The sequence below is a fragment of the Ruegeria sp. YKSE079 genome, from assembly GCF_059612845.1.
The window spans coordinates 12,891-30,327 of sequence record NZ_JBXWRJ010000004.1 but is presented as its reverse complement, the minus strand read 5'-3'; the positions used below and the strand labels follow the sequence as shown (position 1 = coordinate 30,327).

17 protein-coding genes and 1 tRNA gene are annotated in these 17,437 nt (G+C 61.3%); 12 read left to right on the top strand and 6 right to left on the bottom strand.

Features of this window, described 5'->3' with window-relative positions; translation table 11 throughout:
* Positions 1-18 precede the first annotated feature (18 nt).
* Positions 19-669, bottom strand: a complete 651-nt coding sequence (locus AC2FMY_RS04730) for a protein-L-isoaspartate O-methyltransferase family protein (protein ID WP_480749588.1) — start codon at positions 667-669, stop codon at positions 19-21.
* Between the two features lie 229 nt (positions 670-898).
* On the opposite strand from AC2FMY_RS04730, the gene AC2FMY_RS04725 reads away from it, so the two are divergent.
* Positions 899-972 (top strand) — tRNA-Cys (locus AC2FMY_RS04725).
* Between the two features lie 62 nt (positions 973-1,034).
* Here the strand turns inward: AC2FMY_RS04725 and AC2FMY_RS04720 are convergent.
* On the bottom strand, positions 1,035-1,940 hold the full coding sequence (locus tag AC2FMY_RS04720; protein ID WP_496807047.1) for a tyrosine-type recombinase/integrase: 906 nt from the start codon (positions 1,938-1,940) through the stop codon (positions 1,035-1,037).
* Positions 1,941-2,582: 642 nt separating this feature from the next.
* Between AC2FMY_RS04720 and AC2FMY_RS04715 the strand changes: the two genes are divergently transcribed.
* A complete protein-coding gene (locus AC2FMY_RS04715; RefSeq protein ID WP_131727396.1) occupies positions 2,583-2,888 on the top strand; it encodes a hypothetical protein in 306 nt (101 codons plus the stop codon).
* 2 nt (positions 2,889-2,890) lie between these two features.
* Here the strand turns inward: AC2FMY_RS04715 and AC2FMY_RS04710 are convergent, their stop codons facing one another.
* Positions 2,891-3,532, bottom strand: coding sequence for a hypothetical protein (locus AC2FMY_RS04710; RefSeq protein WP_496807046.1), 642 nt, complete (start codon positions 3,530-3,532; stop codon positions 2,891-2,893).
* Positions 3,533-3,690: 158 nt separating this feature from the next.
* Here AC2FMY_RS04710 and AC2FMY_RS04705 point away from each other — a divergent pair, with 158 nt between their 5' ends.
* On the top strand, positions 3,691-3,903 hold the full coding sequence (locus AC2FMY_RS04705; protein WP_058260738.1) for a helix-turn-helix domain-containing protein: 213 nt from the start codon (positions 3,691-3,693) through the stop codon (positions 3,901-3,903).
* A gap of 2 nt (positions 3,904-3,905) precedes the next feature.
* Positions 3,906-4,106 (top strand): hypothetical protein, encoded by a 201-nt coding sequence (locus tag AC2FMY_RS04700; RefSeq protein ID WP_058260737.1) that lies wholly within the window; start codon positions 3,906-3,908, stop codon positions 4,104-4,106.
* Between the two features lie 287 nt (positions 4,107-4,393).
* On the opposite strand, the gene AC2FMY_RS04695 is transcribed toward AC2FMY_RS04700, so the two are convergent.
* Complete coding sequence (locus AC2FMY_RS04695) at positions 4,394-5,746, bottom strand: sensor histidine kinase N-terminal domain-containing protein (protein WP_496807045.1); 1,353 nt, start codon at positions 5,744-5,746, stop codon at positions 4,394-4,396.
* Between the two features lie 8 nt (positions 5,747-5,754).
* Entirely contained in the window at positions 5,755-6,423 is a 669-nt protein-coding gene (locus AC2FMY_RS04690) for a response regulator transcription factor (RefSeq protein WP_480748580.1), read from the bottom strand.
* Positions 6,424-6,571: 148 nt separating this feature from the next.
* On the opposite strand from AC2FMY_RS04690, the gene AC2FMY_RS04685 reads away from it, so the two are divergent.
* The 5 genes from AC2FMY_RS04685 to AC2FMY_RS04665 all read left to right on the top strand — a co-directional run bounded on the left by AC2FMY_RS04685 (position 6,572) and on the right by AC2FMY_RS04665 (position 12,863).
* Entirely contained in the window at positions 6,572-7,648 is a 1,077-nt protein-coding gene (locus AC2FMY_RS04685; protein ID WP_480748579.1) for a tricarboxylate transporter, read from the top strand.
* An 85-nt stretch (positions 7,649-7,733) separates the two neighbouring features.
* On the top strand, positions 7,734-9,764 hold the full coding sequence (locus AC2FMY_RS04680) for a tripartite tricarboxylate transporter permease (protein WP_496807122.1): 2,031 nt from the start codon (positions 7,734-7,736) through the stop codon (positions 9,762-9,764).
* Positions 9,765-9,782: 18 nt separating this feature from the next.
* Positions 9,783-10,871 carry a 4-oxalomesaconate tautomerase gene (locus tag AC2FMY_RS04675; RefSeq protein ID WP_480748578.1) on the top strand — a complete coding sequence of 363 codons (1,089 nt, stop codon included), beginning with the start codon at positions 9,783-9,785 and terminating at the stop codon, positions 10,869-10,871.
* 1 nt (position 10,872) lies between these two features.
* On the top strand, positions 10,873-11,688 hold the full coding sequence (locus tag AC2FMY_RS04670; RefSeq protein ID WP_480748577.1) for a universal stress protein: 816 nt from the start codon (positions 10,873-10,875) through the stop codon (positions 11,686-11,688).
* Between the two features lie 200 nt (positions 11,689-11,888).
* Positions 11,889-12,863: a D-2-hydroxyacid dehydrogenase family protein gene (locus tag AC2FMY_RS04665; RefSeq protein WP_480748576.1), complete on the top strand. Its 975-nt coding sequence runs from the start codon at positions 11,889-11,891 to the stop codon at positions 12,861-12,863.
* On the opposite strand, the gene AC2FMY_RS04660 is transcribed toward AC2FMY_RS04665, so the two are convergent.
* Complete coding sequence (locus AC2FMY_RS04660) at positions 12,838-13,890, bottom strand: AbrB family transcriptional regulator (RefSeq protein WP_496807044.1); 1,053 nt, start codon at positions 13,888-13,890, stop codon at positions 12,838-12,840. The genes AC2FMY_RS04665 and AC2FMY_RS04660 overlap by 26 nt on opposite strands.
* A gap of 81 nt (positions 13,891-13,971) precedes the next feature.
* Between AC2FMY_RS04660 and AC2FMY_RS04655 the strand changes: the two genes are divergently transcribed.
* Genes AC2FMY_RS04655 through tcuB form a run of 3 tightly spaced genes read left to right on the top strand, consistent with a single transcriptional unit; the run spans position 13,972 to position 17,086 of the window.
* Positions 13,972-14,634, top strand: coding sequence for a GntR family transcriptional regulator (locus tag AC2FMY_RS04655; protein ID WP_480748574.1), 663 nt, complete (start codon positions 13,972-13,974; stop codon positions 14,632-14,634).
* 12 nt (positions 14,635-14,646) lie between these two features.
* The gene (gene tcuA, locus AC2FMY_RS04650) at positions 14,647-16,035 is read left to right on the top strand and encodes an FAD-dependent tricarballylate dehydrogenase TcuA (RefSeq protein WP_480748573.1); all 1,389 of its coding nucleotides are present in this window, start codon (positions 14,647-14,649) and stop codon (positions 16,033-16,035) included.
* Positions 16,025-17,086 carry a tricarballylate utilization 4Fe-4S protein TcuB gene (gene tcuB / locus AC2FMY_RS04645; RefSeq protein ID WP_480748782.1) on the top strand — a complete coding sequence of 354 codons (1,062 nt, stop codon included), beginning with the start codon at positions 16,025-16,027 and terminating at the stop codon, positions 17,084-17,086. Before tcuA ends, tcuB begins: the two co-directional genes overlap by 11 nt.
* The last annotated feature ends 351 nt before the right edge of the window (positions 17,087-17,437 follow it).

Sequence of the window (17,437 nt, the reverse complement as noted above, 5' to 3'; positions counted from 1 at the left end):
TGAAATCAAATTTCGAGACTATAGCACAAATGCCCTTTCTTTCTCGAAACCAGCCAGCACCGGCGCGCTTGCATTGAAGGCATTTCGCCAGTTGACCCGGCCATTCACCTTGTGTCCAACGCGCACGGTCCCCAGATTGCCATCCATGAACACGCAGGCAATGCGCCCGTGGTCCTTCAGCTGATCCAACAGCGCTTCCGGGACGTCTTCGACACCGCCCTGAACCATGATCACGTCATACGGGCCGTGTTCGGCGGCGCCCTCGACCAACGGACCCTGATGCACGACCGCATTGTCGGCTCCTGCTTCGACCAGCGCCGACTGCGCCTCTTCGGCCAGCCCGTCCTCTTCGACCGCAACGACCAGCTGCGCCATACGCGCGGCCACCGCCGTCGAATATCCCAGCCCCGGAGCAATATCGAGAACGGCTTCGTCTTTCGAAATATTCAGAAAATCCAACATCTTCGCCAGGGTGCGTGGCTCAAGCAGGTGTCGCCCGCCCCCCAGGTCGATCAGATCTCCGGCATAGGCCGCCTCGCGCTGTGCATCAGGCACGAACTTTTCCCGCTCGACCCTCAGCATCGCGTCGATGATGGGAAACTTGGTCACGTCGGAAGGCCGGACCTGAGTGTCGACCATGGTGCGGCGGCGGTCTGCGAAGTTGGTCATCTGATTGCTCGTAATTTCCTTTGGCTTACGGGCTTTTGCCACATCCCGCGGGTTGCGGCAATGTCCCTTTGGCCGCACGCGCCTCATTCCGGCGATTTGTCCCGCCCCGTGCATCCCAAAGAATTTTCAACGCAACCGCCACTTTCGCTTCTCGTCCCACTGGACGTCCTCGCTGAAAGCTGCTAGAACGCCGAGCACACCACTACAAGTGTTTGAAAACACTTACAAAGGCGAGTTGGCGGAGTGGTGACGCAGCGGATTGCAAATCCGTGTACACCGGTTCGATTCCGGTACTCGCCTCCATTTAAAAACAATCACTTACATCACTCCTTGCCGTGCTTGAGGCCCTGCGTTTACAGGGGCGTTTACATTTTTGTGTCTTGAGACAGTGATTTCGCTCGATTGAGCTTGCGCAGAACCGCATCGCTTTCGTCCGGGCTAACCTGCGCATAATGCTCGATTACCTGCGCCGCGTAGCGAACCGACCACCCCATCAGAACTGCGATTTGGCGCAAAGACAGATCGGCATTCAGCAGTCTTGTCGCCGCTGTCCCGCGCGTATCGGACAAAGTCTTCTCGCGCCCATCGATCCACGGTGGGATCTCCGCTTCGCGCCGCCACTTGGTGATCTGGTTCGATGCCCAACGGGCCGTCAAAGGCCTGCCAAGCTCTGACACCAGCAGCACATCTTGGCCCTCCGGCGTCTCTGCGATCAGTTTCTCAAGGGCTGAAGTGGCCGGGATATATGCGATCTGGCCGCGCTTACTGGTCCTGAAACGAAGGCGCTTGCCGTGCGGCGTGTCTTCGAATTGGTCCATTTTGACCTGAACCAGATCAGCTGCCCGCAAACCGGTTTCGCATCCTGCGGTCAGGATCCTCTGCACCCATTTGGGCGCAAATTTGTTGAACTGGGCGATGTCGCCACTCGTCCAGATGATTTCTGTGCGGTTCGATTGGTAGAGCTTTTTAAGCTTGTGACAGTGATGCTCTTTCAACTTCCCCTCTTCCACCGCCCAATTAAGGACGCGCGTCGCATGGGTGCCCGCCATATCGTGCTGCTTGGGCGAATGAAGCCACTTCTTGCGCCAATTATTAACCTCGCCGCGCGAGGCGCGCTCTTCGAACATCGCGACAGGATCGGCACCGAACTCCTCGCGGAACAGTTCTAGCCACTTGCGGATATCAGCCTTTGAACGCTCAGCCTTGGGCAAGGACGCACTGGACAGAAAATCGTCGACCAAGTGAGTCGTCAGATATTCGGCCGGGCTCACGGGCGAACCGCACTGCGAAAACGCATGGAAGAACTCGGGTTCCTTTGGGTTTGGGTCCGTCCCTTCCCAAAATTTGGGGCCACCCCGCCAAGCATAGAAATGGTAGCGAACACCGGACACAACTTTGCGCCGGACACGGTGGACGCCCCTGGGAAGGTTACTTCTGGGCACGGCGCGCTCTCCGCTGTGCAACGAGGCTAGGTTGCGAAGTGGCCTCGCGTTCTGCCGCGCTGATGCCCTGAACAGCATCCAATCGCGCGCGAATGAGTTTCGGATCATACCACCCGCGCCGCCCTGGCACCGGAGCGATACCCGTCCTACGGCAGAAGTCATAGAAGGACGCGCTCGGCTCACTGTAGCCGAAGAGAAGCGCAAGCTCTGGGGTCGGAATCAGCTGAATATGGCTTGGGCTCATTTTTCAGCCCTCTCACCCACGGCTTCTTGCCGCGACATGGCTGCCCGCAAACAAGACACCACCTGAGCGCCCTGTGAGCGTAAGTTCCGCACAGCCTCCTCTTCGAGCCAGGCTTTCACGTCCGCTGGAAGGTTAAGTTTGAACTGGGTTGTCTTCATATTTACACCTCAACAAAAGGACATAAAATGTCCATATCATTGAGGACAAATATTGTCCATCATGGAATCATGAAAGAAGAAGCCTTGGTCCAATTCAAACTCTTGCTTCCTGCCGCGCTGAAGAAGCGTCTGGAAACGCATGCCACACTGAACCGGCGCAGCCTGTCGCAGGAAATCGTCGTCGCCCTTGAGGAGAAGTACCCGGCTGCAGAACCGGATGCGACGTCGGATCCAGCCGCGCGGCTGCTGTTCTGGCTCGCCAAACGCATCCGTCGAAGAAACCCAAAGCCTGGGACGCCAAGGGACAAGCAAGCCGCCCTGTATGAGCGCATTGCGGGCGATATCGCGGAACGCATGAAAGACATCGGGGAATAGCCCTAGTAGGCCACCCACTCATATCCGTGGTTACCTTCGTGATCTTCCCATTCCACGCCAACTCCTCGTCGCCAATTCGATGATGAACAGCGCCGTGACGGCAGAACCCATTGCGGGGCGGCCGCTGGTGTCGTGCTTTGCCAGCCGAATTCGCCCTGCGTGCCATAGGTCCCGAGGCGCATGTTGTAACTCTCAGAACAATCATCGTCGCGACCGCGTTCGCGATGGCTGTAGTGCCGAACATCCCAGACACGAATCGAGCGTACGAAATCGAATTCCAGACCACTGATGTCGATATCGGCACCACCTTCGACTACCTGTGCCAGAATGACTTGTGCGAGCTGCTGACCTGATTGGTTGCTGGCCTCCCAGATTTTCGGGGCCGTGCTTTGCATAGGCACACGCTCAGAAACACCCATCGGACAACGCCAGATTTGCAACGGCGGCTCAATCGGCCAGGGCGTGATCCGACGGATAAACACGGCACGGGCATGGGCACATTCTGCTGACGCGGGCCACCCACCAGCCAGGCAAAGCAGAATGGCGCAGTCTACTTGATAGGCCTTAGCCGCCTGCGGAGCCACAGCTGAGAGCAGAGCCACGACAGCTCCAGCGCTCCAATTTCTGATAAGTCTGGACCACATATCAATAAATGCCTTTCGACTACATTAGTGCATTATTGTTAAGCTACCTGAAATCCCGACCTTTACACCATATGCGAGCATAGTGTTTGTGATGCTCGCGCGCGCTTTGTGGAATATATTCCGTAGAGCGGTTCTTGTGATCTGGCCGAATAGAGGCCATGAAATTACGGGAACGAGTAGGGTTAAATGTCCGGAATCTAAGAAATTCCAGAGGATTGAGCCAAGAACAGCTAGCTTTGGCTGCGGATGTAGATCGCAGCTATATCAGCGAGATCGAACTCGCCAAAAATTCAGCATCAATCGATGTTCTGGAGCGGATCGCACTTGCTCTCGAAATCGACCCACAAGAGTTATTAAACAAGAGGGGCTGATATTGCCCGAAATTACGAGTGTTCGCACAACGGCCGAAGCCATCGGCCGTATTTCATGCATCAAAACAGGTGAAGAAATCGGCCTTCTGTATCGCTGGGACAACGGCGAGACGCAGGCTGCGTTGCACAATGACGGCGAGCCTATAGCGCAACACAACTCAGAGCTTACCACTGAACCAGACATTGGTGGAAAACGCAGCTAACGGCCGGAAAGAGCCCTTTTTTACGGATGCTGCATCCGAAACAACGAACCGCGAAGCACCGAAAGCTGACGTTGTTTCTGGCAAGATTGACCCATAGGCGCCGTTCACCTACCAGGCAATGAATAGCCGATTGCAACACTGATTGTCGCCAACAGGGCGCCGGGCGGCAGAGCAATTGGGAGCGGTCAAGGTGACTTTGTGGATCGAACGGCGAAACGTCGAGGCCTTCCAAGCGCGGCGGTACAGACTCGCCGCTGAGCAAACAAGGTGGGAACGGAAATTGTGTCTCAGGCCTGCTCGTAGCGCGGAAACTTAAGGCAGAACTTCGTTCCCTTTTCGGTCGGCACAAGATCGACCCGTCCAGCGAGCCTGGCCATCACCTGTTCCACAATGGCGAGCCCCAATCCGGTTCCCTCGCCGTGCTGCAACTGCGAGAAACGGCGAAAGGCCGTCCCCTCCTTGCTTGGCGGGATCCCGACGCCATCATCCCGAATCGAGATCATCACGCTGTCGTCTTCGGCAAAGGCCCGCACCTTGATTGCCTTCATCGCTGCGCCACCATGCTTAAGGGCGTTGTCGAGAATATTGATCAAGGCCTCGCCAATGAGAACGGGATTGCCCATGACGGGAAGCGGGGCCGTGCCCAGTACGAGGTCAAACTCCAGGTTACGAGACAGCGCCTTGGCAGCAAAGGTTCGGCAGACGTCCTCGACCACCGAGTTCAGGTCGAACGGTTCCATGGCCGTGCTGTCATCGTAGCGGAGCCGTTCCAGAGACAGCAACTGTTCGGACAGACGCGCGGATTTGCGCGCGGCATCTGCCAGTTGCCTTTCGCATTTCGCGCGCTCTGCGGGGTCCTGCACCTGCGGAAGCGTTTCGGCGAGGGCAAGAATTGCCGCTGCGGGATTGCGCAACTGGTGCGCTGCGTCCGAGATGAAGGCCTGATGCGCTTCAATACTGTCCTGCACTTGTACCAGCAGCCGGTTCAGGGTCGCCACGATGCCAGAAACCTCATTCGGCACGGGGCGGCGGATCGGACCGAGATCGTCCGGGGAACGCTGCCGGATCGCCGCCTGCAAATCGTTCAGAGGCCGCAAGCCAATCTGCACACCAAACCAGATGATCAGGGCCAGCGCCGCCATCAGGCCCGCCATAAGCGCCGCCGCACGAAAGGCCAGCGCACGGGCAAAGGCACGTCGGTCGTTGACCCGTTGCCAGACCGTCACGACCGTGTCGCCGGTCAATGTCCCAATAGTGCGGTTTTCGATCATGCGCAGGACGCGCATTTCCTCGCCGCGATAGTTGGCCAAATAGTAGGAGGGCAGGTCCCGCGCGACAGGCGTTTCGGGGCGCGGCGGATAAGCATACCCCGTCACATAGATCCCGCCGGGACCGGTGACGTGATAGAACAGCTCGCCGCCCCCCGCATCCGAGATAACCTGTCTGGTGGCAGGTGAAAGCGCATCGCCTTCGGAGATCGCGACATCGCGCGAAATCGCCAAGGCCGCGGACAGCAGGGTTCGGTCGAACAACTCTTCCGAGGTGCGCTGCGCCACTTCGAATCGCCACCAACCCAACAGGATCGCAACCAGAAACAGCGGCAGCAGGATCACAAGAAACAGACGAAGGCGCAGCGACATCGCCCTCATTAAGTGTCGACCTCCAGCATGTAGCCCAGACCCCGCGCGGTTTTGATCCTGAGGCCAAAGGGTTCGAGCCGCTTGCGCAGGCGCGAGACATGCGGCTCAATAGCACTTTCTTCGGCGTCAGAGCCGGTGCCGTAGACATGGGTGATCAGCTGCGCCTTGGACACGATCCGCCCGCGCCTTTCCATCAAGCATTCCAGCGTCGAGATTTCCTTGCGCGGGATATCGAGCGGATGATCGTCTTTCAGCACCTGCCGTGCGGTCCGTTCAAACACCAGCGGCCCCAGCTTATCCTTTGCTGTGAATTCGAGGTTCTTGCGTCGGGCCATGGCACGCAACCGCGCTTCCAATTCGTCCATTTCGAAGGGCTTCGTCAGGTAGTCGTCCGCCCCTGCATCCAGCCCCACGACGCGTTCCGCCGTCTCGGACCGTGCCGTCAGCAGGATCACCGGCGTACCATCGCCCCGCCGCCGCAGGGCGCGCAGTACGTCGATCCCGTCCATGCCGGGCAGGTTCAGGTCCAGCACCACCAGATCCGCGCCCTCCTGTGAGAGGAACGTGTCCGCCTCGCGGCCATCGTGCAGCAGGTCAACCGCGTGCCCTCTGTCCCTAAGACGGAAAGCGATTCCTTGGGCCAATGCTTCGTTGTCTTCGATCACTGCTATGCGCATGCCTATATCTTTGTCACGATGCGCAAGTTTCGCGCAAGGTTGAGATGGCATGTTGGCGCTGTTGGAGGAGGGAATCATTCCCTGGAAATGAACATACATGGACCGCCGGGCCTTTGTTCCGTTGCGGCAGGTCTACGGGAGGACACCAATGACCATCAAGACACTCGCAGCCTCGGTTGCCGCAGCAACCATTCTTGCATCCCCGGCGCTGGCTGAAATCGACCTTTCCGGCAAGACGATCGAATGGGTCATCCCGTTCTCGGAAACCGGTGGCTCGGCCAAATGGGCCAACTTCTTTGCGCCGCTGCTGTCCGAAGAGCTGCCGGGCAACCCCACCGTGGTGGTGAAATTCATGCCGGGTGCCGGATCGACCAAGGGCGCGAACTGGTTCCAGGAACAGCGATACGATGACGGGACGCTGATTTTCGGCACCTCCGGGTCCACCCAGTTCCCCTATCTGCTGGATGACCCGCGTGTGCGCTACGAATATTCCGACTGGGTGCCGGTCATGGCATCGGGCACGGGCGGTGTCGCCTATCTCAACCCGGAGGACGGCGCGAAATTCGACGGCTCGGCGAACAACCTCAAGGACATCGACTTCATCTATGGCTCGCAAGGGGCGACACGCCTTGACCTCGTTCCGCTGCTGGCCTGGAAGATGCTGGGCATGAACGTCGAGCCGGTCTTTGGCATCAAGGGGCGCGGTGACGGCCGCCTGATGTTCGAACGCGGCGAGGCCACCATCGACTACCAGACCTCGTCCAGCTACCTCGGTGCCTCTGCCGATCTGGTCGCGCAGGGCAAGGCCGTGCCGATGATGACATGGGGCGCGCTGAACGAAGCGGGCGACATCGTGCGCGACCCGACCTTCCCGGACATGCCGACATTCAAGGAAGTCTGCGAAGCCACCGAGGGCTGCGATACCTCTGGCGAAGCATGGGATGCGTGGAAAGCCTTCTTCGTCGCCGGTTTCCCGGTGCAAAAGATCGCCTTCCTGCCCGCAGGCACCCCGGATGACGTGGCAAAGACGTTCTCTGACGCGTTCGATGCCGTGCGCAAGCGCCCGGACTTCCCGAAAATCGCCGCCAAGCGCGTTGGCAAATACGATGTTTTTGTCGGCGAAGGCGCACTCAAGGCGACCAAGGCGGGCACAATCGTTTCTGCGGAAGCCAAGGCCTTCGTGACCAACTGGCTGCAAGAAGCCTACGGCGTTTCGCTGAAATAGGCGGGCGCCCCGCGGCCCCTGCCAGACCGGTGGGGGCCGCTTCTGCCACCTTTCCCACAGTTCAAAATCGAAAGCCGGTGTGATGATGGATGTTTTCGCGACCTCCCTGCCAGCGCTTGGCCAGGCATGGGCCCTGATACTGCAACCCGAAGTCCTTGGATACCTCGTGCTCGGCGTGGTTATGGGCCTTGCTGTCGGCGTCTTTCCGGGGCTGGGCGGCATTGCCGGGCTTTCGCTTCTTTTGCCTTTCATGTTCGGCATGGACCCGGTTCTGGGCCTTGCGCTGATGGTGGGCATGGTGGCCGTTGTGCCGACCTCGGACACCTTTGCCTCGGTGTTGATGGGCATTCCCGGCAGTTCCGCGTCACAGGCCACGGTGCTGGATGGCTTTCCGCTGGCCAAGAAGGGGCAGGCGGCGCGGGCGCTCTCGGCGGCCTTCACCTCGTCCTTGTTCGGCGGGCTGGTCGGCGCGGCCTTCCTGACGATCTTCATCATCGTGGCGCGGCCGCTGGTGCTGGCCTTTGGGCTGCCGGAAATGCTGATGATTTCGATCCTCGGCCTGTCCATGGTCGCCGTCCTTGCCGGACGCGTCGCGCTAAAAGGTGTTGCGGCTGCCGGTCTTGGCATGTTGATCGGCACCATCGGCGAGGCCGACGCGGGCGGCTCGCTGCGCATGGCCACCTATGACATCCCGTATCTGACGGACGGGTTGAAGCTGGTGATCGTCGGCCTCGGCATCTTTGCCGTGCCGGAAATCGTCAGCCTTCTGCGGCAAGACCGTTCCATCGCCAAGGACGCCAAGCTTGGCGCCGGCTGGGGCGAAGGCGTGCGGGACTGGGTTAACAACAAGTGGCTTTCGGTCCGCTGTTCGCTGATCGGCGTCGTCGTCGGCGTGATCCCGGGCCTTGGCGGTTCGGTCGTCGACTGGATCGCCTATGGTCATGCCGTCCAGACCACCAAGGACAAGTCGCAGTTCGGCAAGGGTGAAATCCGCGGCGTGATCGGGCCGGAAAGCTCGAACAACGCCAAGGAAGGCGGCGGTCTTGTCCCGACGCTGCTGTTCGGCATCCCCGGCTCCGGCTCCATGGCGATTTTCATCGGGGCCATAGCACTGCTGGGCTCCGGCGATATCGAGGTTGGGCCGAACATGCTTCGCGACAATCTCGACATCACATATTCCATTGTCTGGCTGCTGGCGCTGGCCAATGTGGTGGGCACCATCCTGTGCATCGCGGCTTCGGGCGGCATCGCCAAGCTGACCACCATCCGCTTTACCTATCTCGCGCCGTTCCTTTTCATGCTGATCTCTTTCGCGGCTTTCCAGTCGGGCCAGAACTTCGAGGACATTCTCGCGTTGTTCGTCATCGGTCTGATCGGCATCTTCCTGCGCCGCTTCGACTGGTCGCGCCCGGCCTTCCTGATCGGCTTCGTGCTGTCCAACCCGGTCGAGAAATTCTCGAACCAGGCGTTCCAGATCGCGTCCTTCCGCTTCCGCAAATCCTTTGAGGAAGGCATGGGCTACATCTTCTCGCCCATCGTGATCGTGCTCTTGATCGTCACCGTGGTCTCGGTCGTGCTGGGTCTGCGCCAGGCGAAATCCATCATGGCCGAGGGTGACGTGCAGTCCGGCTCCAAGCGCGCGCCATTGGTCTTCTTGCTGATTGTCATGGCCTATGTGGTGGCCGCGCTGATCAACGCGAACATGATCCCCGACTACAACATGACGGACAAGATCGTGCCGCTGGTCATCGGGGGCATCACCTTGACGGCTCTGTTGATCCTGCTGGTGCAGATGCTCCTGCGCCCCGAGACGGACGCGATCTTTGCCGACAAGGAACTGGCTGGAGAGGACGCGGATGCGCCCTATGGCCTGTGGGGCACGTTGGCGTGGTTCGTGGGTCTGATCGTGGCGACGTATTTCGTCGGCTTCATCCTTGCGCTGCTGGGCTTCCTCGTAGCCTTCCTGCGGGTCCGTGCGCAGGCCGCTTGGCCCAAGACGCTGATCCTCACCGCCGCTGGCATCGCGCTGATGTGTGTCATGGCAGGTGCGCTGAACCGCGACTTCCCACCGGGGCTGTTGCAGCACGCCGTCGATCTGCCTTGGCCGCTGAAATAATCGGGCGGAGTGAATGACATGACACAGACAGGCATTCCTTTCGTCTTCATGCGGGGCGGCACTTCGCGCGGGCCATATTTCAACCTCAAGGACTTGCCCGAAGATCGCGAGACACTGGCCGAGGTGCTGCTTGCCGCCATAGGCTCGGGTCACCCGATCAACATCGACGGCATCGGTGGCGGCGTGGCGGTGACCACCAAGGTCGCCATGCTCTCAGCCTCGGGTGATGACTGGGCGGATGTGGACTATTTCTTTGCGCAGGTTTCGGTCGAGGATCGGCTGGTCGATTTCAAACCGACCTGCGGCAACATCCTGTCCGGCGTCGGCCCGGCGGCGGTCGAGATGGGTCTGGTCCAGCCCCAAGGCGACGAGACAGAGATCAAGATCCGTGCCGTCAACACCGGAGCAAGGGTGCTGGCTCGCGTCCAGACGCCGGGCGGCACCATGCGCTACGATGGCGACACGGCCATTGCCGGAGTGCCCGGAACCGCAGCGCCCATCGCGCTGAATTTCATGGGCGTGGTCGGGTCTTCCACCGGGGCCTTCCTGCCCACCGGTAACCTGCGCGACACCTTGGACGGGATCGAGGTCACCTGTATGGACGTGGCCATGCCCATGGTCATCGCCCGCGCCGCGGATTTCGGGCTGACCGGCTATGAAACCGTGCAGGAACTTGACGAGAACCGCGATTTCTTTGCCCGGATGGAGGCGCTACGTCTTCAAGCCGGAGCGGCCATGGGCTTGGGTGATGTGTCGCAATCCGTGACGCCGAAATTCGGCCTGCTCGCCCCGGCCCAAGGCGGCGGCACCATCGCGACGCGCTATTTCATGCCGTGGACGACACACCCCTCGATGGCGGTCACCGGCTCGCAATGCCTTGCTTCCTGTGCGCTGACGCCGGGCACCGTGGCGGACGGGCTGCTGGACCGGCCCACGCAAAGCCCGGCGAACGTGGTGTTGGAACACGCCTCGGGCACCATCGAAGTGTTGGTGGATTTCCAGATGAACAACCACTTCACCCTGAAATCCGCAGGGCTGCTCCGCACCGCACGCAAGCTGGCCGACGGGCAGGTCTACGTGCCCGCCTCCGTCTGGAAAGGACACTGACATGCCGGTGATGAATCTTCTGGTGGCCTTCAATGGCTCTGACGGCTCGGTCGCGGCCCTGCGATATGCCGCGTCGCTGGCAAAGCGTTTCGGGGCGCATGTCACCGCCATGCTGGCCCATAGCGGTCACGAGGTGATCGACAAACGCTCTCGCTGGATCCCGAAAGAGGCGCGCGCCCTGTTGGACGCCGCCAACACCGACATCCTGCGCGAGATCGAGACCCGGTTCGAGGATGAACGCACCAGCTTGGGGCTGGACAATGCCTTGCAACTCAAAGAGGTCACAGGCCGTGTCGATACCGTTCTGTCCGAGGCCGCGCGCCACTACGACATGCTGATCGTCGGCACCCGGTCGGATGCCGATGACGAACACGTAACGCTGCACCCCGACCGCATCGCGCTCCTGTCGGGCCGCCCGGTGATCGTCGTGCCTGCGGGCTATGACGCTGGTGCCACGCACAGCCATGCCGCGCTTGCGTGGGACGGGGGCCGCGCCGCGGCACGGGCACTGTCTGACAGTCTGCGCCTGCTCGAAGACGAGGGCCACGTGAGCGTGCTGACCGTGGGCTCGCGCAACCCGTGGCCAATCGACGATCTGATGCTGCACCTGTCCCGCCACGGGGTCGAGGCGACCCACCACGACTGGCCCACGACCCATCCGGTAGCCGATACTTTGCTGACATGGTGCAAGAAACACGACCCCTCCTTGTTGGTGCTCGGCGCCTACGAGCATTCGAAATTCCGAGAGGATTTCCTCGGCGGTATGACCACCGACATTCTGTCGCGCACCACTATTCCCGTTCTGCTGTCTCATTGAGGAGCCGAAAATGAACGATTACGAAAAACTCGCCCGCGCTCGGCGCGATCTGGAAGAGACGCGTAACGAGAAGAGACGCGTAACGATCTGTCGCGGCGCATCGTCGAAGAGCCGTCGGACAAGGCAGACCTGATCCTCCTGCATGACCGGGTTTGCCGCGCGATCAAGGCATTGTCCGGCAGTTCCTGAAAGGCCACACCATGAAGGTCCACATCCTCGACGACTGGTTCGACACGTTGCGCGGCTTACCCTGTTTCGAACTGCTTGCAGGTCACGACGTCACGGTCTGGACCGATCATGAGCCCCATCCGGCGAAACTCGCGTCACGGCTGGCCGAGGCAGACTGCGTCGTGCTGTTCCGCGAGCGGACCCGCGTCACACGTGACCTTCTTGAGCGCCTGCCGAACCTGCGGCTGATCTCTCAGCGCGGGGTCTGGCCGCATGTAGACGTGGACGCCTGCACCGAGGCTGGCGTTCTGCTGTGTTCCAACAAGGGTGGGGATGGGGCAAACTATGCCGCCGCAGAGCTGACCTTTGCGCTGATCCTTGCCGGCATGCGCCAACTTCCGCAGCAGATGGTCAGCGCCAAGGCAGGTCAGTGGCAGATGGGCGTGGGCCGGACGCTGCGCGGCCGACGGCTTGGTCTTTATGGCTATGGCCGCATCGGCCACGTCGTAGCCGACTATGCCCGCACCTTCGGGATGGATGTGGTCTGGTGGGCGTCCGACGACAGCCGTGCAAAGGCGCAGGCCGATGGTGAAACTGTCGCGAGCAGTCGAGCGGCCTTCTTTTCTGACAGCGACGTGGTGTCTTTGCATCTGCGGCTGACACCGGAAACGCGCGGGATCGTCACCGCAGAGGATCTTGCACAAATGGGTTCGAAATCCGTTTTGGTGAACACCTCGCGCGCGGGCCTGATTGCCCCCGGGGCACTGCTGGACGGGCTGAATGCGGGCCGCCCCGGCATGGCCGCGATCGACGTCTTTGACACTGAGCCGATGACAAATCCTAATGACCCGCTCCTGGCGCATCCGAGCCTGATCGCCACGCCTCATATCGGCTTTGTCACCGAGGACGAGTTTGACAAGCAGTTCGCCGACATCTTTTCCCAAGTGAACGCCTACGCGGCGGGCGCGCCGATCCACATGGTCAACCCCTCCGTCTTCGGGCAATAAGGCTGGCCACCACCGGCGCACCGACGATCACGATCACGATGCGCGTTAGATGGTGGGTGATGACATAGCCGAGGTCCGCACTGGTCACGATGGCCAGAACCGTCATTTCCGCTTGCCCGCCGGGCGCGAAGGCCAAAAACGCGGGTACCGGATCGCCCAGCCCGAAGGCCGTCACCAGTCCGGAAAACCCGGCCGCCAGCACCGCTAGCACCAGCACATAGGCCACGCCCGCCGCAACAACGCGGGTCAGCTCGCGCCATGTGACGCCCAGAAAATGCACCCCGATGCCGCAGCCGATGAAAAACTGCGCGACAAGGATCGCCTCGGCAGGGGGGCGGAAATGCACGACGCCTGCCAGCGACAGCGCAGCCGTCACGATCATCGGCCCAAGGATCGAGGCACCGAAGAGGCCCAACCGTTCCCCGCCTTTCCAGCCGATCCACGCGGCGGCGACCATGATCGCCAGCTCGTACCACGGCAGATCAGCGACGGGCGCACCGATGGGATTGCTCAGCGCGGCACCATAGAAATGAGACAGGATAAAGGGCGCGAGGGTCACGATGATCAGCACTCGTGTTGCGTGGATGAGCGACAGCGCGCGCGGATCGCCCCCCGCCTCGGTGCCGAAAATCACCATGTCCTGCAGCCCGCCGGGCATGGCCGCGTAATAGGCCGTCGGCACGTCAAAGCCCCAGAGCCTGCGAAAGAACGGTACACCCACGGCGGCGATCACCGCGATGAAGGCCGGGATCAATGCGACTGACAGCGCCATGCGCGGCAGTTCTGCGATGACGGCGGGCGTGATTGACGCGCCCACCGCGACGCCGAGGATGGTGCGCGCCGCGACCGAAATCTGCCCAAACCCTTTGAGCGGCAGATGCGCCAAGGCTCCTGCAAGGCAAAACGCCATCGGACCGAACAGGAACGGCAGTGGCAGCGCCAGCAACCAGAACAAGATCGTGCCCACTGTGGCGAGCGCAAAAGTCAGCGCGCGCCGCGCCAGCGGGTGAGAGAGATCTTTGCGCAAACCGGCCTCCTGGGTGTCTTGACGCTCTTTGCATACGATTGTATCCAATTGGATGCAAGATTGAAGCGGAGACCCGTGATCATGGATGACGACAGCGCCCCACAGGGCAACAGCGCGTACCTGCGCTTGCTGACCGAACTGCGTGAAGGTCGACTTAATCCCGGCGACCGCCTGCGCGAAACCGAGCTGGCCGAGAGGCTTGGCGTGTCGCGCACCCCGGTGCGCGAGGCCATCCGCCAGTTGGAGGCCGACAGCATCGTCACGCATGTTCCGCGTCAGGGGGCCACGATCCGCAGGCTCGACTATGCCGAGGTCATGGAGCTTTACGAGATGCGTGCGGTGCTGGAAGGCACCGCCGCGCGACTGGCCGCCCGGGCCGCTTCCGACATCGAAATCGAGGAACTGATCGACATGAACCAGCAGATGGCCGAGTTGGGCAATGCGCCCGAGGCGTTCATCCTGAACCGGCAATTTCACGCGGCGCTTCTGGACGCGGCCAAGAACCGCTTTCTCGCGCGGTCGATCCACAGCTTGCAAAAGGCGCTGATGATCCTTGGCCCGACGACGCTGACCGAACCGGACCGCGCCAAGAAGGCTGAGGAAGAGCATTTCGGCATACTCGACGCGATCAAGGCGCGGGATGGGGCGCTGGCCGAAGCCGCCATGCGCGCCCATATCGAAGCCGCCCAGCGGGTGCGGGTGCGCGACCTGCGCGCCAGCAGTCACACCCCCCCCCGGCTATGACGGAGACCTGCTGTGACCTCGCCCGATATCGCCATCATCGGCGGCGGCAATGCGGCGCTGTGTGCGGCCATCACGGCGGCAGAAGCGGGTGCACACGTGTTGATCCTTGAGACCGCGCCGAAGCCCTATCGCGGAGGCAATTCCCGCCACACGCGCAATTTTCGCTGCATGCACCATGGCCCGCTCGGCCCGCTTGTCGACAGCTACACCGAAGATGAATACCTCGCCGACCTGATGAAGGTCACCGGCGGCAAGACGGACGAACGCCTGGCGCGGCTAGCCATCCGCACATCGGAAGACTGTCTGCCGTGGATGGAAGAGCACGGCGTTCGGTTCCAGCCGTCTCTATCGGGTACGCTGTCACTGGCGCGTACGAATGCTTTCTTCCTTGGCGGTGGCAAGAGCCTTGTGAACGCCTATTACCGCACGGCTGAAAAGCTGGGGGTACAGGTGGAATACGAGGCCGCCGTCACGCATCTGGAACTGGAAGACGACCGCGTAACCCGCATCGACTATACGCAAGGCGGCCAGAGCCATTCGACCACACCAAAATCCGTCATCGTCGCCTCTGGCGGGTTTCAGGCCGATACCGACTGGCTGGCCCGTGCCTGGGGACCTGCGGCGAAGAACTTCCTGATCCGTGGCACGCCCTACAATCGCGGCGTCGTGCTGGCCGACCTGCTGGACCAAGGCGTCGAACAGGTGGGCGACCCCACGCAGTGCCACGCCGTCGCCATCGACGGGCGCGCGCCGAAATTCGACGGCGGCATCGTCACGCGGCTGGACTGTGTGCCGTTTTCCATCGTGGTCAACAAACACGCGCAGCGCTTCTATGACGAGGGCGAGGACGTCTGGCCCAAGCGCTATGCCATCTGGGGGCGCCTTGTCGCCGCGCAGCCCGATCAGGTTGGCTATGTCATCATCGACGCGAAATCGCTGAACCTGTTCATGCCCTCGGTCTTCCCGCCGATCAAGGCGGACACGTTGGAGGAATTAGCCGATAAAATGGGCTTGCCCGCCGACGCGCTGGTTCAGACGGTGGACGACTTCAACGCAGCCTGCGGCGACACCTCAGGCTTTCACCCGACCGAGCTGGACGGTGTTGCGACCACCGGCCTGACCCCGCCGAAAACCAACTGGGCCCGCCCGATCACCGAAGCGCCGTTCTACGGCTATTCGCTGCGCACCGGCGTTACCTTTACCTATCTGGGCCTGAAGGTTGACGAGCGCGCGCAGTGCTCTGTCGGCAACCGCCCTGTCACGAACCTCTGGGCGGCGGGTGAAACCATGGCCGGGTCGATCCTCGGCCAAGGCTATCTTGCCGGGTTCGGCATGACCATCGGAACCGTCTTTGGACGCATCGCAGGCAAGGAGGCCGCCGCCCATGCAAATGCAATCTGATCTGCTGCAAGAGGCACGTCGTCAGGCCGAGATCTGCAACGCCTGCCGCTATTGTGAGGGCTATTGTTCCGTCTTTCCCGCCCTGCACGCCGAACGCGCGTTCGGCGACGGAACCCTGACACAACTGGCGAACCTCTGTCACAATTGCCGGGGCTGCTACTATGCCTGCCAATACACGGCCCCGCATGAATTCGACCTGAACCTGCCGCAGGCGCTGGCAAATGTCCGGCAGGACAGTTGGGAGGAAATGGCTTTCCCCCGCGCCGCCGGGAAGGCCTTTCAGAAGAATGGTGTGCTGATTGCCGTTGCCACCGTCATCGGCTTTGCCCTGCTGTTCTGGGCGGTCCGCGCCTTGCCATCCGCCGCAGGCGAGGGGTTTTATGCGGTCCTGTCGCACAACGCGATGGTGGCCATCTTCCTGCCCGCCTTCCTGTTCCCCCTGTTCAGCATCGCGATCAGCCTGCGCCGGTATTGGCGGCACATCGGTGCCGGTCCGTTCCGCCCCGAACATCTGGTCACCGCAATCCGTCAAGCCGCCAACATGAAGAACCTCAAGGGCGGGCATGGCGACGGCTGCAACTTCGAGGACGAGGATCGGTTCACCCACGCGCGGCGCGCGGTACATCAGGCGGTCATGTACGGCTTCCTTCTGTGCTTTGCCTCCACCAGCGTCGCGACCGTGATGCACTACGTCTTCGACATGCACGCGCCCTATGGGCTGCTTTCCCTGCCAAAACTGCTGGGGATTTCAGGCGGGCTGTTGTTGGTTATTGGTTGCGTCGAGATTATCCGGCTGAAGCTGCGGTCCGACCGGAGCTTGGGCGCCTCTGCCGCCTTTGGCGGCGAAGTCGCCTTTGTCGGGCTGCTGGGCTTCACGGGCTTCAGCGGGCTGGCGCTGTATGCCCTTGGTCAATCGACTGTCATGCCGACCCTCCTGGCGATCCACCTCGGCGCCGTTCTTGCCTTTTTCTTACTCACGCCCTTCACCAAGATGGCGCATGGGTTCTACAGGCTAACGGCCTTGGTTGCCGAGGCTGGTCGGCAAAAATAATCCGGTTCCTAACCAGAAGTTTTCCTTAGCAATGCTGCCAGCGTTGTGCCCATTGCGACCGTGAGTTCCAACTGCTGCGGATGACCGGTTCCTGCCTCACGTGATTTTCGTTACTGACGCAATGTACAGAAAGCTGCCGTTAGCGCAGGAGCAGCGTAAGTCCACTTCGTCCCGCACCGCTATCATTCGTAGGACGTGTTTTGGATGGCCGCAAAGCGCCGTTCGCGGCGTACTGCACATGCGAGAGGATACCAGGAGGCGGACGACCGCAAAGGGCTCAAACTGCCAGTCGGTGCGAGCCGCAGAGAATGTCGGCAGCGAGCCCACTTTGACCGATGCTGCGCGATGCCC